The organism is Lactobacillus sp. ESL0228 (assembly GCF_003692825.1).
Classification (GTDB): domain Bacteria; phylum Bacillota; class Bacilli; order Lactobacillales; family Lactobacillaceae; genus Lactobacillus.
The window spans coordinates 22,773-41,763 of the sequence record NZ_REHJ01000010.1; the positions used below are offsets into that span (position 1 = coordinate 22,773).

The window sequence follows — 18,991 nt, forward strand, 5'->3', positions numbered from 1 at the left end:
TTAAAAAAGACTCACTTACATGAGTCTTTTTTTGTGCTCATTAACCTTTATTTCTCTTAATAACTTGCTCAATTATAGGCGACAATAAGTTTTGCTCTATTTCTAAATTATCCGGATGATAGTTTCTATCTATACATTCATCCCAGTATTCTAAATGTTTTTTATCAATGTAGTTTTCAGAATCTTCAACAGCTTTACCACCCTCACCTTGAATCGAGTACCAGTAAAAATAAGTATAACCATCTAAACTTTCTTCCTTAAAAACTGTCTCAACATACATCTTTTCATCTGCCATAGTTGCCACCGTTGCTTCATGATGCTGATTAAGAAAATCCATCCAAGCTTGTGCCAATTTTTCTTTTCCTTTTTTGATTCTGAATCGTGTTAATTCCACTTTAACCATTTAAACCCTCCTTTTATACAATTAAACAAAAGATTCCTATTTAATTATAGTTTTATGTTCCACTAATTAGTTCTTTTTCAAATTTATTAAGCTTTTAGTTACTAATAAAATCAGCAGATTATAATTATTTAGTTAATAAGGACTTCTATTTTTTGTGTCCTCAATTAACATACACACTTACAAGTTAAAATTTGCTACAGATCATTTCTATTAGATTAAAAGTAACCCAGTATAATAATTATACAAAAACACTAAGCTCTAGGATAGTTTAGTGCAGTCTAGTTTTTTTATTATCAGTATTTACAAAAGAAGTTAAAAAAGCATCAGCTTTATTACTGATGCTTTTGACGCTACTAGTCGATTTTAAAAACTGACAAATTTAACGCTTACTAAATTGTGAAGCTTTACGAGCCTTCTTCAAGCCTGGCTTCTTTCTTTCAACCATTCTTGGATCACGTGTTAAGAACCCAGCCTTCTTCAGTGGACCACGAAAGTCTGGATCTACTTCTAGTAAAGCACGAGCAATTCCAAGACGAATCGCACCGGCTTGACCTGAAAATCCTCCACCATTAACATTAACATTAACGTCGTATTGACCATCAGTTTCAGTCAAAGTCAGTGGTTGTTTTAAATCCTTAACTAAGTTAGGAAATGGGATATATTGATTAATATCTTTATTATTTGCAGTAATTTTTCCATTGCCTGGTACTAAACGTACACGCGCAACTGAATTCTTACGGCGACCAGTACCTGCATATGCAACTTGTTGTGCCATTTATGTAACCTCCTAGATTAATTTGTTAATATCTAACGTTTCCGGTTTTTGAGCTTCATGCTTGTGATTAGCATCAGCATAAACATGCATCTTCATAAATTCTTGGTGTCCAAGAGTATTCTTCGGAAGCATTCCTTTAACCGACAATTCAACTAATCTAACTGGATTCTTTGCAAGCATTTCTCCAGCAGGAATGGCTTTGATACCACCACGAAAACCAGAGTGATGGTAATAAATCTTGTCAGTAGCTTTCTTCCCTGTCAACTTAACCTTAGATGCGTTAATAATAATAACGTTATCTCCAGTGTCAACATTTGGTGTATATTGAGGCTTGTTTTTACCTCTTAAAATAGTTGCTACTGCAGTAGACAGACGTCCTAAAGACACATCTGTTGCGTCAACAACATACCACTTATGTTCAATTTCATTAGGTTTAGCTAATTGTGTAGTACGCAATTTAAATTCCTCCGTTTATACGTTGTTTGAAAACAATAAGATTCCGGGGCCTATCGTGGACAAACATACTTTAATAGAATACGTCCTTTTGCTTTAATTGTCAATATAAATTCTCATCTTGACGATATTTTAAGGGAATATCCTCATAAAACACATGAAATAAGAAAAGTCCGTTTGCCTGTGCTGTTTCTCTTACCTGTTCGCGATCCTTAGCTAATATTACCCGGGGAATATCATTAATAGGACGTTTGCCGTTTCCAATTTCAAGAAGTGTCGCAACTAATATTCGAACCATATTATATAGAAAACCTGAACAAATAAAATCAAAAATTATTTCATTTTCAATGTCATCTTTTCGTATATTAATATAATACATTGTTCTAACTTTATTTTTGATTTGTCCCCCACTTGCAGCAAAACTTGTAAAATCATGTGTACCAATCAAATCTCTGGCTGCCTGTTGCATTTTTTTAACATTTATTTGATAGGGATAATGTCCAGTATAAAATCTTTTAAAAGGATTAACAAAGCGATCCAAGCTAAGTCTGTATCGATACCATTTTCCTTTAGCACTATATCTGACATGAAAGTCTTCATTAACAATTTCACAATCATTAAAAACTATATCCAAAGGCATCATTGAATTGAGTGCACAAAGCATTCTTTGAGGTGGAATTTTGTTTCCAGGATAATCAAAGTGAATTACTTGACCTAAAGCATGAACACCAGCATCAGTTCTGCCAGAACCTTCAATTCTTACTTGCTGACCTTTTGTCATTTTTTCAAGTGCAGATTCAATTGTCCCCTGTACTGTCCTTTGCTTGGGCTGTGCTTGAAAGCCATGAAATAGATGACCATCATAGGAAAGCGTCATTTTATATCTTGTTTTCATTAATGTGTCCTAAAAATAACTAACAATGCTGTCAATATCAGAAAGTAGCCGAGATTACATAAGTCGAACTTAGACCAATGTAAAACACGAAATCGTGTTCTTCCTTCATCGCCACGATAACCACGAGATTCCATTGCTGTTGAAAGATCAATCGCTGTTGAAAGAGAATTTATAAACAAAGGTATAAGTAATGGAGTAATAGCTTTTGCACGTGCAACCAATCCACCATTATTAAAGTCGGCTCCCCGAGATCTCTGCGCATTCATAATTTTAAAAGTTTCATCAAATAGGGTCGGCACGAAACGTAATGCAATCGACATTACTAAAGCAATTTTATCGACCGGAACCTTTACTAATTTAAGCGGAATTAACAGCCATTCAATTGCATCAGCAATTTCTAATGGTGTCGTCGTTACTGTCATAACCGTCGAAATTAAAACAATGACTGTAAAGCGAATAAAAATAAAAATAGCATTACTAATTCCATAACTGGTCAAAGCAAAAATACCCCAATGCCAGTAAACTGTTCCCCCTACTGTGAAGAAAAGTTGTAACAGAGAAGTAAACAAAATTAACCAAATTACAGGTTTAATGCCCTCCCAAAAGATTTTCCATTTTAGCTTGGTTGCCGCTACTGCCACCAAACTAAAAAAAGTTATAATTACATAAGTAAATGGGTTATTAGCTAGAAAAATTATAAAAATAAAAAGTACAGTGGCTAGTAGCTTTCCACGTGGATCCATCTTATAAATTAGTGAATCGCCCGGAAGATACCGTCCAATCAAAATTTTACTCATGAGTTACCCCTTTAAATTTTGCTTAATTCCTGAGATCAAATCCGGTAACCTTAAAGGCGGAGCAGGAAAATTATAATTTTTCAATTGGGCAGCAAAAACGGAAGACTTTGGCTCATCAAGATGATGCTCTTTCAACCAGGAACGATTTTTAAATACTTCGGTTGGCTGAGAATGTTTAATCAGTTTTCCGTGCTCCATTATTAAAACATCATCAGCATAATTGGCAACGTCATCCATATTATGGGTAACTAAAATAACCGTATGACCAGCGTTACGATAATCTGAAAAAAGCTCCATCATTTGCTTACGAGATCTAGGATCTAGCCCCGCTGCTGGTTCGTCTAAACAAAGAATATCAGGTTCATAAGCCAAAACTCCGGCAATTGCTACTCTTCTCATTTGACCACCAGAAAGTTCAAATGGTGATCTTGAACCAATTTCTACAGGTAAGCCTACTTTCTTCAACCATTTTTGTGCGCTTTGCTTTGCCTTGTCATCGTCATAGCCAAAATTTTTAGGTCCAAACGCAATATCATCTAAAACAGTACTTTCAAACAATTGTGATTCTGGAAACTGAAACACCAAACTTACATGACGACGTAAATTTTTTAAATGCTTATTATTAGTATCAGATTTTATTTTTATACCAGCAATTTCAACTTGCCCACTAGTCGGTTTCAATAGAGCATTAAAATGTTGCATTAAGGTTGATTTACCACTTCCTGTATGCCCAATAATAGCAGTAAATGAACCATCATTTAATTCAAAACTGATATTCTCTAAGCCTTTTTTTTCAAGTGGTGAACCAGGCGAATAAACATAACTTACATTTTCGAATTTAATTGACATAAATATTGGACCAACTCTTTTTCTGAACTAATCTCATCAGGAATATTGATTTTATTATTGCATAATTCATTTTTAATTTGTTGAAAAAATGGAACGTCTAATCCCAGTTTTTTAAGAAGATTAACTTGAGCAAAAACTTCTTTGGGACTGCCTTGCGTTATTAATTTCCCATCATCCATAACTAATACTTGATCCGAACTATTCGCTTCATCGATATCATGTGTAATTGCAATCACGGTGAGATTATATTTTTCTTTAATTTCACGAACTATTTTTAAAATCTGATTTCTACCTTCTGGGTCTAACATTGAGGTTGCTTCATCTAGAATAATGATTTCTGGTTTAATCGCAATAATTCCTGCAATTGCAACTCGCTGTTTTTGGCCGCCGGACAAAGTCGAGGGTTCAGAATTTGCATAATCACTCATGCCTACTGCTTCAATTGCATTAGACACAATTTTAATCATATCTTCACGCGAAACGCCACGATTTTCAAGACCAAATGCAACATCATCAGTTACTGTAGCACCAACAAACTGGTTATCCGGATTTTGAAATACAATCCCCACTTTATCTCTTATTTGCCAAACAGTATCTTCTGTTAAAATTGTATCACCAATCTTAATACGTGAAATATCAGGATCGTCAGGAACTAGCAACCCATTCATTAGTCTGATAATCGTAGATTTACCGCTTCCATTATGACCAATAATAGAAGTCCAAGACCCCTTTTCAATATTCAAACTAATATTGTCAATTGCTGGAGTGCTTGATTCAGGATACGTGAAACTTAAGTTTTTTATATTAACAATGCTTTCTTTTGTCATGTTATCACCATCCTTAAAAGTCTGATTTAATTGTACCAAAAAAAGGCAAAAAAAATCACCCATGAAGAGGGATAAATATGCATTATCTAAGCTAGACTAAACTTTCGTCATCATCTTAACGCTTATTCTCACTTTCATGGATAATTCTTAATAGCTATTAAGTTGTTGGGCTATTCCTAATTAAACTAATTCAAGAATAACCATTGGAGCGCCATCACCCTTACGAGCTGTAGCTAACTTCATAATTCTAGTATAACCACCATTACGGTCTTTGTAACGTGGTGCTATATCACTAAACAATTTTTGTAGTGCTGATTTAACAACAACTGCATCTTTTTCTTCATGGATATCAGCAACTTCATTTCGAACAAAAGCAGCTGCTCTTCTTCTGGCAGCTAAGTCACCACGTTTACCTAAAGTGATCATCTTTTCCGCTGTCTTGCGTACTTCTTTAGCACGAGTTTCAGTTGTAACAATGCGTTCGTTCATGATTAATTGAGTAGTCATTTCTCTTAGCATTGCTTTTCTGTGGGCACTATCCCAGCCTAATTTTCGGTATGCCATTAATTTACCTCCTTTTATTTTTCAGTTAATCCTCTTGACGAAGTGAAAGTCCCAAGTCAGTTAATTTATTTTTGACTTCCTCCAATGATTTACGTCCCAAGTTACGAACACGCATCATATCTGCCTCTGATTTATCAGTCAGTTCTTGCAGTGTATTAATACCAGCTCTTTTAAGGCAGTTATAAGAACGAACAGATAGATCAAGCTCTTCAATCGTCATCTCAAGCTTTTTTTCTGCCGTATCATCCTCTTTTTCAACCATAACATCGTTGAATTTAGTACTTGCATCAGCATTTTCAAACACTTTGAAATGTTCTACCAAAATTTTAGCAGCAAAACTAAGGGCATCATTAGGTTTAATTGAACCATCAGTCCAAATTTCTAAAGTGAGCTTATCAAAATCATCTCTTTTACCAACACGAGTTGACTCAACTTGATAATTAACTTTTTCAATTGGGGAAAAGAGAGAATCAACAGGAATGACCCCAATTGGCATGTCATCACTCTTGTTATCACTTGCTGCAACATAGCCTCGACCATTTTTAACAGCGGCTTGCATATGCAAGTGTCCACCATCAGCAATGGTACAAATATATTGATCAGGATTAAGTATTTGAACATCTGCATCAACTTTAAAGTCATCGGCAGTAACAGTAGCCGGACCTTCAACGTCAATTTCAATTATCTTTTGTTCGTCTGAAAAAGACTTTAATTCTAGCTTTTTCAAATTTAAAATCATTTTTGCAACGTCTTCCTTAACACCTGGAACGGTAGAGAATTCGTGCAAAACATCATCGATTTGAACATACACAAGGCCCGTACCTGGAATAGAAGTGAGTAATACTCTACGTAATGAATTACCTAAAGTAGTACCAAAGCCTCGTTCAAGTGGTTCAATAACAAATTTACCATAAGACTTTTCTTGGTCCACAACGGTAATATTTGGTTTTTCAAATTCAATCATTACTAGACCCCTTTCAAAACGCAACGTCTTTCAATAAGAACAAAATTAAACACGACGACGTTTTGGTGGTCTAGAACCATTGTGAGGAACAGGAGTAACGTCACGAATAGCAGTGATTTCCAAACCAGTAGCTTGTAGTGATCTTATAGCAGATTCACGACCAGCACCAGGTCCCTTAACAGAAACTTCTACATGTTTCATGCCTTGATCCATTGCACTTTTAGCAGCAGCTTCAGCTGCCATTTGTGCTGCAAATGGTGTTGATTTCCGGCTACCTTTAAAGCCCAATGCACCTGCTGATGACCAAGCAATAGCGTTACCTTGAGTGTCAGTAATCATGACTAAAGTATTATTAAACGTAGAATGAATATGAGCAACGCCTCTTTCAACGTGCTTCTTCACACGACGCTTACGTGCTGTTTTAGGCATCAATAAACCTCCTTATAATTTTTATTTATTCTTTTTGCTACCCTTACGTGTACGGGCATTATTTTTGGTATTTTGTCCACGAACTGGAAGTCCACGGCGATGACGCATACCACGGTATGAACCGATATCAATTAACCGCTTGATGTTCATGCTAACTTCTCTTCGTAAGTCACCTTCAACGCGGTATTTATCTACTTCTGCGCGAAGCTTTTCTTGATCATCTGGAGTCAAATCTTTTGAACGTATGTCTTCAGAAACACCAGCATCCGCACAAATTTTCTGAGCAGTTGGTTCACCAATACCATAAATATAAGTTAATGCAACAACTATTCTTTTATCTCTTGGTAAATCAACACCAGCAATACGTGCCATAAATTGCACCTCCTATTTTATTTTAACCTTGACGTTGCTTGTGCTTTGGATTTGCAGGACAAATAACCATTACACGACCATGTCTCTTAATAATCTTACAATGCTCACACATTGGTTTAACAGATGGTCTAACCTTCATGTTTCCCTCCGTTATTACTTTATAAACCGATAAGTAATTCTACCTTTTGTTAAATCGTAAGGAGAAAGTTCAACAGTAACACGGTCCCCAGGTAAAATCCGAATATAATGCATTCTAATTTTACCGGATACATGTGCTAATATTTCAGCTCCATTTTCCAATTCAACTTTAAACATAGCATTAGGCAAGGTATCAACTACTTTACCCTTTACTTCAATGACATCATCTTTTGCCAAAGCTGTTCCTCCGCATTTAAACAGTCATACTTTGAAATTATAACACGGAAATGTAAATATACAAATTATTGTTTATTACCCAAAACCGCATCAACGTTTTCAAAAACTTTTTCTGGAGTTTGCTCACCATTTACACTAGTTAACAAACCATTTGCTTGATAATAGTCCTTCAAAGGAGTATTCATCTTTTCATTTACTTCTAAACGATTCTTTACCACTTCTGGTTTGTCATCTTCACGTTGATAAAAGTCATGACTACCACAACGATCACAGGTATCCTTTAACTTAGGCATTTTTGTAATCTTATTGTAAGTTGCGCCACACTGTTTACACATGAACCGCGCTGATAAACGGTTGATTAAAATTTTTTCATTAACTTCTAAAGAAATTACTTTAGTTAATGGTTTATTCAATCGTTTAGTAATAGTTTCCAAAGCTTCTGCTTGAACAATTGTTCTAGGAAAACCATCTAAGATATATCCTTCTTTAATATCAGATTGGCTTAAACGTTCTTCAACCAATTTTGCAGTAACTTCGTCTGGTACCAAATCACCTTTATCAATATAACTTTTAGCTTCAAGACCAACTTTAGTCTCGTTAGCCATTGCTTCTCTAAACATATCCCCAGTTGAAATATGAGTTAGATGATATTTATCAACAATTTGTTCTGATACTGTACCTTTGCCAGCACCTGGCAGTCCCAAAAGAAATAAGTTAATCATTTATTCGTTCCTATCTGATGAATCCAACATATTCTCGTTTCATTAACAGTCCGTTAATCTGACGAGATAATTCTAAGACAACTCCGATAACAATTAAAAGACTCGTTCCACCAAGCCCAATTGAGCTTGGAAGATTCCAAAAATTAGTAGCAAGTTGTGGTAATAAAGCTACCAGTCCCAAAAATACTGATCCAACAGTTGACAACCTAATTAACAGCTTTGAAACAAAATCTTGGGTATCTTTACCCGGCCACACACTTGGAATATACGCACCCTGCTTTTGTAAATTCTTCGAAAGCTTCTCGGGATTAACCTGAACAAAAGCATAGAAGAAAGTAAACAAAATAATTAAAACAGTGTAAATTATAACTCCAGGCGTTGTTTGCATACTAAATATATTAGTCATTATCTTATACCATTGCTGATCGCCTTGAGATCTTTGAAAAGCCATTAAAATCGTTGCTGGTGTAATAATAAACGAACTCGCAAAAATTACCGGAATAACACCAGAAACATTAACTTTCAACGGTAAAAAGCTTTCAGAGCCACTAATAGTTGCTCGTTTAGTATATTGTATTGGAATCCGGCGATCTGCTTGCTCAACCCAGGTAACAATTTGTGTTATAAGGATTATCGCAATAATAATCGCAATGAAGAACATAATACCCTTCCAACGATCAGTCGCACTGTTATTGATAATTTCTTCTTTATATAGCTCCCATAATCCGCGTGGAAGCCGAGCAATAATTCCTGCAAAAATGATTACTGAAACACCATTACCTAAACCTTTATCAGTGATTTCATCACCTAACCAAGTAAGTAACATTGTTCCTGCTGTCATAATAATTGCAATTTCGATGTAAGTTTGTGGAGTCTGAGTTTTAACCAACCCCATCTGAGTCAAGGCATTAAAACCTAAAGTAATCCCAATACTTTGAACGAATGCAACAAATAATGAAAGCCATCTTGTAGCCTGATTGGTTTTACGCCGTCCGACTTCACCTTGCTTGCCCCATTCAACTAAAAATGGAACTATATCCATTTGAAGTAGTTGAATAACGATTTGAGCAGTAATATATGGAGAAACTCCAAGCGAAAAAATCGAATAATTATCTAATCCACCACCAGAAACGGTGTCTAGCATCGGAACTAAACCAGTTTGTGCAACTTGAGTAATCGCTTTTGCATTAACGCCGGGAACAGTAATATTAGACCCGATGCGATATAGCAAAAGGATAAAGAGTGTAAAATAAATTTTATTTCTGATTTCTTTATCCTTAAAGGCGTTCTTCAAAGTCGAAAACATTAGATCACCTCAACAGATCCGCCAGCTGCTTCAACTGCTTCTTTTGCAGCAGCGGAAACTTTATTAACCTTAACGTTTAGCTTAACTTTTAACTCACCTTTGGCAAGTAATTTTATACCTGATAATTCTTTCTTTACCAAGCCTTTTTCTTTAAGAACAGCAACTGTTACATCACTATTGTTTTCAAACTTGTTTAAGTCGTCTAAATTAATAATTGCATATTCTTTACGGTTAACATTCTTAAAACCGCGCTTAGGCATAGTTCTAAAGAGTGGCATTTGTCCACCTTCAAAACCTAAACGAGTGTGTCCTCCTTGACGAGCCAATTGACCCTTTTGTCCGCGACCAGAAGTTTTTCCGTGACCGCTTGAAGTACCACGTCCAACACGTTTTCTATCAGTACGTGAACCCTCAGCAGCATGTAATTCATGAAGCCTCATTAATTCGGCACCTCCTTAATTAATTATTTATTTGTCTCTTCTACAGAGATTAAGTGGGCAATTTTTAGTAGTGCACCACGAGTAGCAGCGTTGTCTGGTAGAGTAACTGTACTATTAATTCTACCTAAGCCAAGAGCTTTAACAACTTTTCTTTGTTCAGGCAGACGGTGCGCAGCACTTCTAATTAAAGTAACTTTTAATTCAGTCATTTACTCAGTCTCCCTAATCTAATTCTGCGTGACGAAGCTTGTCAACTTCTTCGCTAGTTCTAAGTTTCCTTAATCCATCAATTGTTGCACGTACAACGTTGATTGGAGTATTTGAACCAAGTGATTTTGAAGTAACATCAGCAATACCAGCCATATCCATAACGATACGAACGGCACCACCAGCTGCAACACCTGAACCAGCTGGAGCTGGTTTAATCAAAATGTTACCTGAACCAAAGTGACCATTTACCTCATGAGGAATAGTAGTACCCACTCTTGGAACAGTTATCATGTTCTTCTTACCAGCCTCAACAGCCTTACGGATTGCTTCTGGAACTTCTTGAGCCTTACCAGTACCAAAGCCTACACGACCTTTTTTGTCACCAACGATTACCAGGGCAGCAAATCTCATTCGTTGTCCACCCTTGACAACCTTGGTAACACGATTAATTGCTACTAACTGATCTTCGATGTCGTCTTTATTTCTGCGATTATTACGAGAATCGTTGCGGTTTGCCATGTATTTTTCTCCTTCCCTAGAAATCTAATCCGTTTTCACGAGCGGCATCTGCCAAAGCTGAAATACGGCCGTGGTATAGATAACCACTTCTATCAAACACAACATTTGAAATGTTTTTACTTTTAGCTGCTTCAGCAATTGCCTTACCAACAGCTTGAGCTTGTTCTAACTTAGTTGAATCCTTAGAAACGGAAGCATCTAAAGTTGAGGCACTTGCTAGCGTGACACCCGCTACGTCATCAATTAATTGAGCGTAGATGTTTTTGTTTGAACGAAAAACGCTTAAGCGTGGGCGCTCAGCAGTACCAGAAATCTTGCTACGAATACGTTTATGACGCTTTAAGCGCAATTTATTCTTATCTGGTTTTGAAATCACAATTTCACCTCAAAAATTATCTATTATTTACCTGTTTTACCTTCTTTACGACGTACGTATTCATCAACATAACGAATACCCTTACCTTTATAAGGTTCAGGTGGACGTACATCGCGAATTTCAGCAGCAAATTGACCTACATTTTGCTTTGAAATTCCTTCTACTTCAATTTCAGTAGCCGAAGTTGCTTTTACAGAAACACCTTCCGGAGCTGTCATTTCAACTGGGTGTGAATAGCCAACGTTTAAAGTTAACTTACTACCCTGAGTAGTTGCTCTATAACCAACACCGATCAATTTTAAGGTTTTCTTGTAACCACTAACTACACCTTCTACCATTGATGCCAAGTTAGCTCTTTCTGTTCCATGAAGTGCTTTGTCATTTTCACTTGAGCGTGAGAAATTGATTTTTCCATCTTCTTGTTTAAAAGTAATCTTTGGATCAAAATATCGAGTTAATTCACCCTTGGGGCCCTTAACAGTGATGTTGTCACCATCCTTGGTAACAGTGACGCTATCTGGGACTTCAATTGTTTTTAAACCTATACGGCTCATTGATTGTTCTCCTTTCTGTCAGAATTACCAAATGTAGGCAATAACTTCGCCACCAACATTTTTTTGTCTTGCTTCTTTATCGGTAATCACACCTGCAGAAGTAGAAACGATGGCAATACCTAATCCATTAAGAACTTTAGGTAAATTTTCTGCGCTAACATAATTTCTAAGACCTGGTTTAGAAATTCGCTTTAAGCCTGAAATAACACGTTCCCCATCTGGACCATACTTCAAGAAGATTTTAATAACTCCTTGCTTGTTGTCATCAGTAACTTCGTAATCACGGATAAAGCCTTCGCGTTTTAAGATTTCTGAAATAGATTTTTTTATGTTTGATGCAGGAATTTCAACAGAACTGTGTTTTGCCATGTTGGCATTTCTAATTCTAGTCAAATAATCTGCAATCGGATCTGTCATGACCATTTATGCTATCCTCCTCCGTATTACCAACTAGCCTTTTTAAGGCCAGGTATTTGACCCTTGTGAGCTAAATCTTTCAGACAAATACGGCATAAGCCAAATTTACGATAAACGGAGTGTGGACGACCACATCTCTCGCAACGAGTATATTCACGTGAAGAGAATTTAGCAGGACGATGATTTCTAATTTTTTGTGACGTTTTAGCCATTAGTGTCCTCCATTATTTTGCAAACGGCATGCCAAATTGAGTCAAAAGCTCACGCGCTTCTTCATCAGTATTGGCTGTAGTAACGATAACAACATCTAAGCCTCTTGTCCGATTAACTTTATCAAAGTCAATTTCTGGGAAAATCAATTGTTCTTTAATTCCCAAGGTATAGTTGCCCCGACCGTCAAATGAACGACTTGAAACACCACGGAAGTCACGAACACGAGGAAGTGAAACGCTAATTAATTTGTATAAAAAATCGTACATTCTATCACCTCTAAGAGTTACCTTAGCACCGATAGACATACCTTCACGTAAGCGGAAGTTTGCAATTGATTTCTTGGCCTTAGTAACTAATGGCTTTTGACCAGAAATCAAAGTTAATTCATCAACAGCCTCGTCCAAGTTCTTAGCATTTGATACAGCATCACCAACACCCATGTTTAAAACGATTTTTTCAATCTTGGGTACTTGCATAACCGAGCTATATTCAAATTTGTCTTGCAACGCAGGGATAATTTTTTCCTTATATTCTTGAGCTAAATAATTTGCCATTTGTATCCTCCCTTCTACTTGTTAGTTTCTTCTTTTTTGCTTTCAGACTTAGCAATAACCTTAACATTTGAAGCATGAATTGAACCCTCTGATTCAACCACTCCACCATTTGCGTTGGTTTGTGAAGGTTTTTGGTGTTTTTTAACTGTATTAACGCCTTTAACAACCACACGGTTCTTCTTAACGTTAACAGCCAAAACAGTACCTTCTTTACCTTTGTCTTTTCCGGCAATTACTTTTACTTTATCACCAGTTTTAACAAACATCAGTGCACCTCACTTAATTATAAGACTTCAGGAGCAAGAGAGACGATCTTCATAAAGTCGTGCTCACGCAACTCACGTGCAACAGGCCCAAAGATACGAGTTCCACGTGGGCTTTTATCTGCATTAATAACTACGCCGGCATTTTCATCAAACTTAATGTATGAACCATCTTCGCGACGTGCGCCTGATTTTGTTCTAACAATAACAGCTTTAACAACGTCACCTTTTTTGACAACGCCACCTGGTGTTGCTTGTTTAACAGTTGCTACTACGATGTCACCAATGTTACCAGTCTTACGCTTTGATCCACCTAAGACTCTAATAACTAAAAGTTCTCTGGCACCTGAGTTATCAGCAACCTTCAAACGGGATTCATTTTGAATCACTGTATAATCCTCCCCTCACTAAATCCGCAAGTTAAACAGATTTCTTGACAATTTCTACTAAACGAAAGCGTTTTGTACGAGATAATGGACGAGTTTCCATGATACGAACAGTATCGCCAACTTTAGCTTCATTATTTTCGTCTTGTGCGTAATATTTCTTTGAGTATCTAATACGCTTATTGTAAACAGGGTGATTCTTATAAGTATCAACAACTACTGTAATAGTTTTATCATTCTTATCAGAAATTACTCGACCTTGATATACGTGACGACTATTTCTTTCGATTGATTCGCTCAAGTTAATAACTCCCTTCCACTAATCGTTTTTTAAAGCTTTTTCACTAAGAATTGTTTTAATTCTAGCGATATTTTTGCGGACTTTGTTTAGGCGAGCGGTATTTTCTAATTGACCAGTTGCTTGTTGGAAACGCAAGTTAAAGAGTTCTTCTTTATATTGCTTTTCTTTATCTAACATTTGATCATTGGTTAGTGCTCTGATTTCCTTAGCCTTCATTAGAATTGCCACCTACTTCCGAACTTTTAGTCACAAACTTACATTTAATTGGTAATTTAGTAGATGCAAGTCTTAATGCTTCACGAGCAGTTGCCTCACTAACTCCACCAATTTCAAACATAATTTTTTCTCTCTTAACTACAGCTACCCAGCCGGCTGGTGCACCTTTACCAGATCCCATACGTACACCTACACCCTTAGCAGTGTATGACTTTTGAGGGAAAATTCTAATCCAAACTTTACCACCACGTTTCATATAACGAGTCATAGCAACACGGGCAGCTTCAATTTGTTGATTAGAAATCCAGTGAGATTCAAGAGCTTGCAAACCATATTCACCAAAAGCAATGGTTTTTCCACCCTTTGCAGCGCCACGCATCTTACCACGAAATTCACGACGGTGTTTTACTCGCTTTGGTACTAGAGGCATTATTTGTTTCCTCCCTTCACAGCTTTTTCTGGTTTTTTACCCTTTGAAGGCAAAATTTCACCACGATTAATCCATACTTGAACTCCAATTTCACCATAAGTGGTGAATGCATTTACCCAAGCATAATCAATATCAGCTCTCAAAGTCTGTAATGGAACACGGCCTTCAGTATGCCATTCTCTTCTTGCCATGTCGGCACCATTTAACCGACCAGAAGTTTGTACTCTGATTCCAGTAGCACCAGCACGCATAGTTCTTTGAGTAGCTTGACGAATTGCACGTCTAAAAGCAATACGAGCTTCAAGTTGGCTAGCAATGCTTTCGGCTACCAACTTAGCATCAAGATCTGGCTTTTTAATTTCAATAATATTTACTTGAACTTGTTTTTTAGTCAAAGCGTTTAATTCTTTTCTCAAAGCTTCAACTTCAGAACCACCTTTACCAATAACCATACCTGGTTTAGCGGTATTGATTGAAACGTTAATTCTGTTTGCTGCACGTTCGATTTCAATAGTAGAAACAGAGGCATCTTTTAATTTCTTAGAAATGAATTTTCTGATGCGCAGGTCTTCATTTAAGGTTTCTTTGTATCCTCTGTCAGCATACCATTTTGATTCCCAGTCGCGAATTACGCCGAGACGAAAACCATTTGGGTTAATCTTTTGACCCATTAATATACCTCCCTTAATCGTTCTTTTCTGAAACTACTACAACTACGTGACTTGTTCTCTTGTTAATTGGAGAAGCCATACCTTTTGCACGTGGTCTGAATCTCTTTAGTGTTGCACCTTCATTAACGTAAGCTTCTGATACGTATAGATTGGCACTTTCGAGATCGTAATTATGTTCCGCATTAGCAATTGCTGAGCGTAAAACTTTTTCAACGATTGGGGAAGCAGCTCTAGGCGTAAATTGCAAGATTGCCAATGCTTCGGCAACATCTTTGCCACGAATTAAGTCGACAACTAAACGCGCTTTTCTTGCAGCAATACGAACAGTTCTTGCTTCAGCCCTAGCTGAGCTAATTTGTTCTGCCATTTAAGTGTTTCTCCTCTCTTATCTTGTAGCCTTATCGTCAGATGTTTTATGTCCATGGAAAGTTCTCGTTGGAACAAATTCACCTAATTTATGGCCAACCATGTCCTCAGTAATATATACAGGAACATGCTTTCTGCCATCGTAAACAGCTATAGTCAATCCAACAAAGGAAGGGAAAATAGTTGAACGACGTGACCAAGTCTTAATAACCTGCTTTTTTTCTGTATCTGCTTGTGCATCAACCTTTTTTAGTAATGATACATCAGCAAAAGGCCCTTTTTTAATACTACGGCTCATTAATTAACCCTCCTTCTACTACTTGCTACCCTTACGGTGACGAATAATTAACTTCTCACTAGCTCTCTTACTATTTCTAGTCTTAATGCCGCGAGCTTTCTTACCCCAAGGAGTCATAGGTTGTGGACGACCAACTGGAGCCTTACCTTCACCACCACCATGTGGGTGATCATTAGGGTTCATTACAGATCCACGAGATTGTGGACGTCTGCCTAACCAGCGACTACGACCGGCTTTACCTAATTGAATTAATGAATGTTGTTCATTTCCGACAACTCCAATAGTTGCACGACAAGCTGATAAGATCTTGCGAACTTCCCCACTTTGTAGTTTAACCAAAGTGTATTTTCCATCATTACCCAAAACTTGAGCACTGGTACCTGCACTTCTTACAAGTTGTCCGCCTTTTCCAGGTCTTAATTCAATATTATGAATTGAAGTGCCTGTCGGTATGTCTTTTAATGGTAAGGCGTTGCCTGGCTTGATATCTGCACTAGAACCAGATTCAACAACATCTCCAACTTTTAAACCTTTGGGTGCTAGAATATAAGCTTTAATACCGTCAGTGTAATGAAGAAGAGCAATATTTGCTGTCCGGTTTGGATCATATTCGATTGCCTTAACTACAGCTTTTGCATTATCTTTATTCCGCTTAAAATCAATGATACGATACTTTTGCTTGTGACCACCACCACGGTGTCTACTTGTAATATGACCATATGAATTACGACCTGCAGTATGTGATTGTGATTCAAGCAAAGTACGTTCTGGTTTGCTTTTAGTAATCTCAGCAAAGTCGGAAGAAGTCATATTACGGCGACCATTTGTGGTTGGCTTATAAATCTTAATAGCCAATTGTCTGACCTCCTATTACTTATTCTCTTCTGTATTTTCGTCTTTAAAAATTTTGATGTCGTTTGAATCTTCAGTCAAAGTCACAATTGCTTTACGCGTACGAGCGGTTTTACCAGTATAACGCCCCACTCGCTTGTCTCTTCCACGAACATTCATGATATTAACTTTTTTGACCTTTACATCAAAAATTTCTTCAACAGCATTACGAACTTGAGTTTTGGTTGCGGTTAAAAGCACGTTGAAAGTGTACTTCTTATCATCCATTAAGTTCGTTGACTTTTCAGTAATGACAGGTCTTAAAATGATATCGTGTGAACTCATTTCTTTGCAGCCCCCTCAACATTCTCTTCAATCTTTTCAACAGCATCCTTAGTCAGGATTAATTTGTTGTAGTTAACAACATCCTCAACATTTAATCCGTTGATTGTGATTACCTTAACGTTTGGTAAGTTCTTAGCTGAAAATTGAACATTTCTATCCTCTGATACAACTAATACCTTACCTTCAACATTCAAACTGTCTAGCATTGCTTTGAATTCTTTAGTCTTAGGAGCTGACATTGTCAACTGATCTAAAACAATCAAATCATTGTCAAGTAGCTTTTGGGAAAGAACTGACTTAATAGCCAAACGGCGCTGTTTTCTTGGCATTGAATAAGCATAAGAACGTGGAGTTGGTCCAAAGACAACACCACCACCACGCCATTGCGGTGATCTGATGGAACCTTGACGAGCACGACCTGTTCCCTTTTGCTTCCATGGCTTTTTACCACCACCACGAACAGCGGATCTATTTTTGACTTTTGAAGTACCTTGACGTTTACCAGCTCTTTGTCTAATAATTGCGTCAAAAACTACACTTTCATTTGGGGTAATGCCAAAGATATTATCGTTTAAAGCAACTTCACCAGCATCTTTACCTTTTTGATCGATAACTTTTAAATTAGCCATTCTAGTCCTCCTTCCTAATCGTTATTCTTAACAGCAGATTTAACAGTAATTAATGAGTTTTTAGCACCAGGAATATTACCCTTAATTAGTAAAACATTCTTATCTGCTACAACCTTTTCAATTACTAAGTTTTCAATGGTAACTTTCTTTACACCCATGTGTCCGGGCAACCGTTTGCCTTTAGGCACACGATTTATGATTGAACCCATTGAACCAGGAATTCTATGATATCTTGATCCATGAGTCTCGGGTCCTCGTGATTGACCCCAGCGCTTAATGTTACCTTGGTATCCATGACCTCTTGTAATTCCAGTAACGTCTACTACGTCGCCTTCCTTAAATGTGTCCACAGTAACTTCTGAGCCGACTTCATAGTCCTTAAGCTCAACTCCGCGGATTTCACGAATGAAGCGCTTAGGCGAAGTCTTTGCTTTTGCAGCATGACCTTTTTCTGGTTTGTTGCTCAAAACTTCACGCTTATCTTGGTAGCCCAATTGAACTGCTTCGTAACCGTCTGATTCAACAGTTTTAACTTGCATAACAACATTAGGAGTTGCTTCAACAACAGTTACGGGAACAAGGATACCATCTTTGGTGAAGATTTGAGTCATACCGACTTTTCTTCCTAAGATTCCTTTGGTCATGATTACACCTCTTTCTCTTTAAAATTATAGTTTGATTTCGATGTCAACACCACTTGGTAGATCAAGCTTCATCAAAGAATCAACAGTCTTAGGTGTTGGATTTAAAATATCAATTAACCGCTTGTGCGTACGCATTTCAAATTGTTCACGTGAATCTTTGTTCTTGTGCGGTGAACGAAGAACTGTAAACAAAACCCTTTCTGTTGGCAATGGAACTGGGCCTGAAATTTCAGCACCAGTTCTCTTTGCAGTAGCTACAATCTTAGCAGCTGATTCATCGAGAATACCATGTTCGTATGACTTAAGTCTAATACGAATTGATTGACTTGCCATTAAATTACCTCCTTAACGTCTTCTTTAAAAGATGACTAGCTTCCGCAAAAATTCCCGGCATCATCTCTGTGGCAATGCAGCCTGGTGTGCCGCAACCTTTTGCATCAATGCTTTACAACAAATAAGTGTTTTAGAGCATAATATGCCCCAAATACACAAAGACTATTGTAACTAGTTTCAGCTTCAATATCAAGGGTTTTAGCACATTTTTTGTTTTTTTAAGCTAGACAAATATACTCTTTACTATTTTCAACTATTATTCTC

36 protein-coding genes are annotated in these 18,991 nt (G+C 37.0%); all 36 read right to left on the reverse strand.

The window, feature by feature from the left end; translation table 11 throughout:
* Window positions 1-40 precede the first annotated feature (40 nt).
* Window positions 41-403: a DUF6176 family protein gene (locus F5ESL0228_RS06505; RefSeq protein ID WP_122023261.1), complete on the reverse strand. Its 363-nt coding sequence runs from the start codon at window positions 401-403 to the stop codon at window positions 41-43.
* A gap of 379 nt (window positions 404-782) precedes the next feature.
* Window positions 783-1,178 (reverse strand): 30S ribosomal protein S9, encoded by a 396-nt coding sequence (gene rpsI / locus F5ESL0228_RS06510; RefSeq protein WP_122018782.1) that lies wholly within the window; start codon window positions 1,176-1,178, stop codon window positions 783-785.
* 12 nt (window positions 1,179-1,190) lie between these two features.
* Window positions 1,191-1,634 (reverse strand): 50S ribosomal protein L13, encoded by a 444-nt coding sequence (gene rplM, locus F5ESL0228_RS06515; RefSeq protein WP_122018784.1) that lies wholly within the window; start codon window positions 1,632-1,634, stop codon window positions 1,191-1,193.
* Window positions 1,635-1,734: 100 nt separating this feature from the next.
* Entirely contained in the window at window positions 1,735-2,526 is a 792-nt protein-coding gene (gene truA / locus F5ESL0228_RS06520; RefSeq protein ID WP_122018786.1) for a tRNA pseudouridine(38-40) synthase TruA, read from the reverse strand.
* Complete coding sequence (locus F5ESL0228_RS08375) at window positions 2,526-3,323, reverse strand: energy-coupling factor transporter transmembrane protein EcfT (protein ID WP_199713339.1); 798 nt, start codon at window positions 3,321-3,323, stop codon at window positions 2,526-2,528. Before F5ESL0228_RS08375 ends, truA begins: the two co-directional genes overlap by 1 nt.
* A 3-nt stretch (window positions 3,324-3,326) precedes the next feature.
* Window positions 3,327-4,172: an energy-coupling factor transporter ATPase gene (locus tag F5ESL0228_RS08380; RefSeq protein ID WP_199713342.1), complete on the reverse strand. Its 846-nt coding sequence runs from the start codon at window positions 4,170-4,172 to the stop codon at window positions 3,327-3,329.
* The gene (locus F5ESL0228_RS06530; RefSeq protein ID WP_233553561.1) at window positions 4,148-4,999 is read right to left on the reverse strand and encodes an energy-coupling factor ABC transporter ATP-binding protein; all 852 of its coding nucleotides are present in this window, start codon (window positions 4,997-4,999) and stop codon (window positions 4,148-4,150) included. Before F5ESL0228_RS06530 ends, F5ESL0228_RS08380 begins: the two co-directional genes overlap by 25 nt.
* A 180-nt stretch (window positions 5,000-5,179) precedes the next feature.
* A complete protein-coding gene (gene rplQ, locus F5ESL0228_RS06535) occupies window positions 5,180-5,563 on the reverse strand; it encodes a 50S ribosomal protein L17 (RefSeq protein WP_122023263.1) in 384 nt (127 codons plus the stop codon).
* A gap of 25 nt (window positions 5,564-5,588) precedes the next feature.
* Window positions 5,589-6,527 carry a DNA-directed RNA polymerase subunit alpha gene (locus F5ESL0228_RS06540; RefSeq protein WP_122018793.1) on the reverse strand — a complete coding sequence of 313 codons (939 nt, stop codon included), beginning with the start codon at window positions 6,525-6,527 and terminating at the stop codon, window positions 5,589-5,591.
* 45 nt (window positions 6,528-6,572) lie between these two features.
* Window positions 6,573-6,956: a 30S ribosomal protein S11 gene (rpsK, locus tag F5ESL0228_RS06545; RefSeq protein ID WP_122018796.1), complete on the reverse strand. Its 384-nt coding sequence runs from the start codon at window positions 6,954-6,956 to the stop codon at window positions 6,573-6,575.
* Between the two features lie 21 nt (window positions 6,957-6,977).
* Window positions 6,978-7,328: a 30S ribosomal protein S13 gene (rpsM, locus tag F5ESL0228_RS06550; protein ID WP_090092288.1), complete on the reverse strand. Its 351-nt coding sequence runs from the start codon at window positions 7,326-7,328 to the stop codon at window positions 6,978-6,980.
* Between the two features lie 22 nt (window positions 7,329-7,350).
* Window positions 7,351-7,467 carry a 50S ribosomal protein L36 gene (gene rpmJ / locus F5ESL0228_RS06555; RefSeq protein WP_046307548.1) on the reverse strand — a complete coding sequence of 39 codons (117 nt, stop codon included), beginning with the start codon at window positions 7,465-7,467 and terminating at the stop codon, window positions 7,351-7,353.
* A gap of 14 nt (window positions 7,468-7,481) precedes the next feature.
* A complete protein-coding gene (gene infA / locus F5ESL0228_RS06560) occupies window positions 7,482-7,703 on the reverse strand; it encodes a translation initiation factor IF-1 (RefSeq protein ID WP_090092290.1) in 222 nt (73 codons plus the stop codon).
* 65 nt (window positions 7,704-7,768) lie between these two features.
* On the reverse strand, window positions 7,769-8,425 hold the full coding sequence (locus F5ESL0228_RS06565; RefSeq protein ID WP_122023264.1) for an adenylate kinase: 657 nt from the start codon (window positions 8,423-8,425) through the stop codon (window positions 7,769-7,771).
* Window positions 8,426-8,435: 10 nt separating this feature from the next.
* Window positions 8,436-9,731, reverse strand: coding sequence for a preprotein translocase subunit SecY (gene secY / locus F5ESL0228_RS06570; protein WP_122023265.1), 1,296 nt, complete (start codon window positions 9,729-9,731; stop codon window positions 8,436-8,438).
* Window positions 9,731-10,171, reverse strand: a complete 441-nt coding sequence (rplO, locus tag F5ESL0228_RS06575) for a 50S ribosomal protein L15 (protein WP_122023266.1) — start codon at window positions 10,169-10,171, stop codon at window positions 9,731-9,733. Before rplO ends, secY begins: the two co-directional genes overlap by 1 nt.
* Before the next feature lie 23 nt (window positions 10,172-10,194).
* On the reverse strand, window positions 10,195-10,380 hold the full coding sequence (gene rpmD, locus F5ESL0228_RS06580; RefSeq protein WP_122023267.1) for a 50S ribosomal protein L30: 186 nt from the start codon (window positions 10,378-10,380) through the stop codon (window positions 10,195-10,197).
* 13 nt (window positions 10,381-10,393) lie between these two features.
* Window positions 10,394-10,900: a 30S ribosomal protein S5 gene (gene rpsE, locus F5ESL0228_RS06585; RefSeq protein WP_122018809.1), complete on the reverse strand. Its 507-nt coding sequence runs from the start codon at window positions 10,898-10,900 to the stop codon at window positions 10,394-10,396.
* Window positions 10,901-10,916: 16 nt separating this feature from the next.
* Window positions 10,917-11,276 carry a 50S ribosomal protein L18 gene (rplR, locus tag F5ESL0228_RS06590; RefSeq protein ID WP_122018811.1) on the reverse strand — a complete coding sequence of 120 codons (360 nt, stop codon included), beginning with the start codon at window positions 11,274-11,276 and terminating at the stop codon, window positions 10,917-10,919.
* Between the two features lie 23 nt (window positions 11,277-11,299).
* Window positions 11,300-11,830, reverse strand: coding sequence for a 50S ribosomal protein L6 (gene rplF / locus F5ESL0228_RS06595; protein WP_122018813.1), 531 nt, complete (start codon window positions 11,828-11,830; stop codon window positions 11,300-11,302).
* A 24-nt stretch (window positions 11,831-11,854) separates the two neighbouring features.
* The gene (rpsH, locus tag F5ESL0228_RS06600; protein ID WP_122018815.1) at window positions 11,855-12,253 is read right to left on the reverse strand and encodes a 30S ribosomal protein S8; all 399 of its coding nucleotides are present in this window, start codon (window positions 12,251-12,253) and stop codon (window positions 11,855-11,857) included.
* Window positions 12,254-12,273: 20 nt separating this feature from the next.
* Complete coding sequence (locus tag F5ESL0228_RS06605) at window positions 12,274-12,459, reverse strand: type Z 30S ribosomal protein S14 (protein ID WP_046307561.1); 186 nt, start codon at window positions 12,457-12,459, stop codon at window positions 12,274-12,276.
* 12 nt (window positions 12,460-12,471) lie between these two features.
* On the reverse strand, window positions 12,472-13,014 hold the full coding sequence (gene rplE / locus F5ESL0228_RS06610; RefSeq protein WP_122018817.1) for a 50S ribosomal protein L5: 543 nt from the start codon (window positions 13,012-13,014) through the stop codon (window positions 12,472-12,474).
* A 14-nt stretch (window positions 13,015-13,028) separates the two neighbouring features.
* Window positions 13,029-13,280, reverse strand: coding sequence for a 50S ribosomal protein L24 (rplX, locus tag F5ESL0228_RS06615; RefSeq protein ID WP_122018819.1), 252 nt, complete (start codon window positions 13,278-13,280; stop codon window positions 13,029-13,031).
* A gap of 17 nt (window positions 13,281-13,297) precedes the next feature.
* Entirely contained in the window at window positions 13,298-13,666 is a 369-nt protein-coding gene (gene rplN / locus F5ESL0228_RS06620) for a 50S ribosomal protein L14 (RefSeq protein WP_090092306.1), read from the reverse strand.
* Between the two features lie 31 nt (window positions 13,667-13,697).
* Window positions 13,698-13,964, reverse strand: a complete 267-nt coding sequence (rpsQ, locus tag F5ESL0228_RS06625) for a 30S ribosomal protein S17 (protein WP_122018822.1) — start codon at window positions 13,962-13,964, stop codon at window positions 13,698-13,700.
* Between the two features lie 18 nt (window positions 13,965-13,982).
* Complete coding sequence (rpmC, locus tag F5ESL0228_RS06630; RefSeq protein ID WP_122018825.1) at window positions 13,983-14,180, reverse strand: 50S ribosomal protein L29; 198 nt, start codon at window positions 14,178-14,180, stop codon at window positions 13,983-13,985.
* Window positions 14,170-14,610 (reverse strand): 50S ribosomal protein L16, encoded by a 441-nt coding sequence (rplP, locus tag F5ESL0228_RS06635; protein WP_122018827.1) that lies wholly within the window; start codon window positions 14,608-14,610, stop codon window positions 14,170-14,172. Before rplP ends, rpmC begins: the two co-directional genes overlap by 11 nt.
* The gene (rpsC, locus tag F5ESL0228_RS06640) at window positions 14,610-15,281 is read right to left on the reverse strand and encodes a 30S ribosomal protein S3 (protein WP_122018829.1); all 672 of its coding nucleotides are present in this window, start codon (window positions 15,279-15,281) and stop codon (window positions 14,610-14,612) included. The genes rplP and rpsC overlap by 1 nt, the downstream gene beginning before the upstream one ends.
* A 13-nt stretch (window positions 15,282-15,294) precedes the next feature.
* Entirely contained in the window at window positions 15,295-15,648 is a 354-nt protein-coding gene (gene rplV, locus F5ESL0228_RS06645; RefSeq protein WP_122018831.1) for a 50S ribosomal protein L22, read from the reverse strand.
* An 18-nt stretch (window positions 15,649-15,666) separates the two neighbouring features.
* A complete protein-coding gene (gene rpsS / locus F5ESL0228_RS06650; RefSeq protein ID WP_122023268.1) occupies window positions 15,667-15,945 on the reverse strand; it encodes a 30S ribosomal protein S19 in 279 nt (92 codons plus the stop codon).
* 18 nt (window positions 15,946-15,963) lie between these two features.
* Complete coding sequence (gene rplB, locus F5ESL0228_RS06655) at window positions 15,964-16,800, reverse strand: 50S ribosomal protein L2 (RefSeq protein WP_122023269.1); 837 nt, start codon at window positions 16,798-16,800, stop codon at window positions 15,964-15,966.
* Window positions 16,801-16,815: 15 nt separating this feature from the next.
* Entirely contained in the window at window positions 16,816-17,121 is a 306-nt protein-coding gene (gene rplW, locus F5ESL0228_RS06660) for a 50S ribosomal protein L23 (protein ID WP_122018838.1), read from the reverse strand.
* The gene (gene rplD / locus F5ESL0228_RS06665) at window positions 17,118-17,750 is read right to left on the reverse strand and encodes a 50S ribosomal protein L4 (RefSeq protein WP_122023270.1); all 633 of its coding nucleotides are present in this window, start codon (window positions 17,748-17,750) and stop codon (window positions 17,118-17,120) included. Before rplD ends, rplW begins: the two co-directional genes overlap by 4 nt.
* A 14-nt stretch (window positions 17,751-17,764) precedes the next feature.
* On the reverse strand, window positions 17,765-18,394 hold the full coding sequence (rplC, locus tag F5ESL0228_RS06670) for a 50S ribosomal protein L3 (protein ID WP_122018842.1): 630 nt from the start codon (window positions 18,392-18,394) through the stop codon (window positions 17,765-17,767).
* Window positions 18,395-18,418: 24 nt separating this feature from the next.
* Complete coding sequence (gene rpsJ, locus F5ESL0228_RS06675; protein WP_046327486.1) at window positions 18,419-18,727, reverse strand: 30S ribosomal protein S10; 309 nt, start codon at window positions 18,725-18,727, stop codon at window positions 18,419-18,421.
* Window positions 18,728-18,991 lie beyond the last annotated feature (264 nt).

Coding starts and splice junctions, on each gene's coding strand:
- F5ESL0228_RS06505 (WP_122023261.1), bottom strand. CDS start 403: ATGGTTAAAGTGGAATTAACACGATTCAGAATCAAAAAAGGAAAAGAA.
- rpsI (WP_122018782.1), bottom strand. CDS start 1,178: ATGGCACAACAAGTTGCATATGCAGGTACTGGTCGCCGTAAGAATTCA.
- truA (WP_122018786.1), bottom strand. CDS start 2,526: ATGAAAACAAGATATAAAATGACGCTTTCCTATGATGGTCATCTATTT.
- F5ESL0228_RS08375 (WP_199713339.1), bottom strand. CDS start 3,323: ATGAGTAAAATTTTGATTGGACGGTATCTTCCGGGCGATTCACTAATT.
- F5ESL0228_RS08380 (WP_199713342.1), bottom strand. CDS start 4,172: ATGTCAATTAAATTCGAAAATGTAAGTTATGTTTATTCGCCTGGTTCA.
- F5ESL0228_RS06530 (WP_233553561.1), bottom strand. CDS start 4,999: ATGACAAAAGAAAGCATTGTTAATATAAAAAACTTAAGTTTCACGTAT.
- rplQ (WP_122023263.1), bottom strand. CDS start 5,563: ATGGCATACCGAAAATTAGGCTGGGATAGTGCCCACAGAAAAGCAATG.
- F5ESL0228_RS06540 (WP_122018793.1), bottom strand. CDS start 6,527: ATGATTGAATTTGAAAAACCAAATATTACCGTTGTGGACCAAGAAAAG.
- rpsK (WP_122018796.1), bottom strand. CDS start 6,956: ATGCCTAAAACAGCACGTAAGCGTCGTGTGAAGAAGCACGTTGAAAGA.
- rpsM (WP_090092288.1), bottom strand. CDS start 7,328: ATGGCACGTATTGCTGGTGTTGATTTACCAAGAGATAAAAGAATAGTT.
- rpmJ (WP_046307548.1), bottom strand. CDS start 7,467: ATGAAGGTTAGACCATCTGTTAAACCAATGTGTGAGCATTGTAAGATT.
- F5ESL0228_RS06565 (WP_122023264.1), bottom strand. CDS start 8,425: ATGATTAACTTATTTCTTTTGGGACTGCCAGGTGCTGGCAAAGGTACA.
- secY (WP_122023265.1), bottom strand. CDS start 9,731: ATGTTTTCGACTTTGAAGAACGCCTTTAAGGATAAAGAAATCAGAAAT.
- rplO (WP_122023266.1), bottom strand. CDS start 10,171: ATGAGGCTTCATGAATTACATGCTGCTGAGGGTTCACGTACTGATAGA.
- rpmD (WP_122023267.1), bottom strand. CDS start 10,380: ATGACTGAATTAAAAGTTACTTTAATTAGAAGTGCTGCGCACCGTCTG.
- rpsE (WP_122018809.1), bottom strand. CDS start 10,900: ATGGCAAACCGCAACGATTCTCGTAATAATCGCAGAAATAAAGACGAC.
- rplF (WP_122018813.1), bottom strand. CDS start 11,830: ATGAGCCGTATAGGTTTAAAAACAATTGAAGTCCCAGATAGCGTCACT.
- rpsH (WP_122018815.1), bottom strand. CDS start 12,253: ATGGTCATGACAGATCCGATTGCAGATTATTTGACTAGAATTAGAAAT.
- F5ESL0228_RS06605 (WP_046307561.1), bottom strand. CDS start 12,459: ATGGCTAAAACGTCACAAAAAATTAGAAATCATCGTCCTGCTAAATTC.
- rplE (WP_122018817.1), bottom strand. CDS start 13,014: ATGGCAAATTATTTAGCTCAAGAATATAAGGAAAAAATTATCCCTGCG.
- rplX (WP_122018819.1), bottom strand. CDS start 13,280: ATGTTTGTTAAAACTGGTGATAAAGTAAAAGTAATTGCCGGAAAAGAC.
- rpmC (WP_122018825.1), bottom strand. CDS start 14,180: ATGAAGGCTAAGGAAATCAGAGCACTAACCAATGATCAAATGTTAGAT.
- rplP (WP_122018827.1), bottom strand. CDS start 14,610: ATGCCTCTAGTACCAAAGCGAGTAAAACACCGTCGTGAATTTCGTGGT.
- rpsC (WP_122018829.1), bottom strand. CDS start 15,281: ATGGGTCAAAAGATTAACCCAAATGGTTTTCGTCTCGGCGTAATTCGC.
- rplV (WP_122018831.1), bottom strand. CDS start 15,648: ATGGCAGAACAAATTAGCTCAGCTAGGGCTGAAGCAAGAACTGTTCGT.
- rpsS (WP_122023268.1), bottom strand. CDS start 15,945: ATGAGCCGTAGTATTAAAAAAGGGCCTTTTGCTGATGTATCATTACTA.
- rplW (WP_122018838.1), bottom strand. CDS start 17,121: ATGAGTTCACACGATATCATTTTAAGACCTGTCATTACTGAAAAGTCA.
- rplD (WP_122023270.1), bottom strand. CDS start 17,750: ATGGCTAATTTAAAAGTTATCGATCAAAAAGGTAAAGATGCTGGTGAA.
- rplC (WP_122018842.1), bottom strand. CDS start 18,394: ATGACCAAAGGAATCTTAGGAAGAAAAGTCGGTATGACTCAAATCTTC.
- rpsJ (WP_046327486.1), bottom strand. CDS start 18,727: ATGGCAAGTCAATCAATTCGTATTAGACTTAAGTCATACGAACATGGT.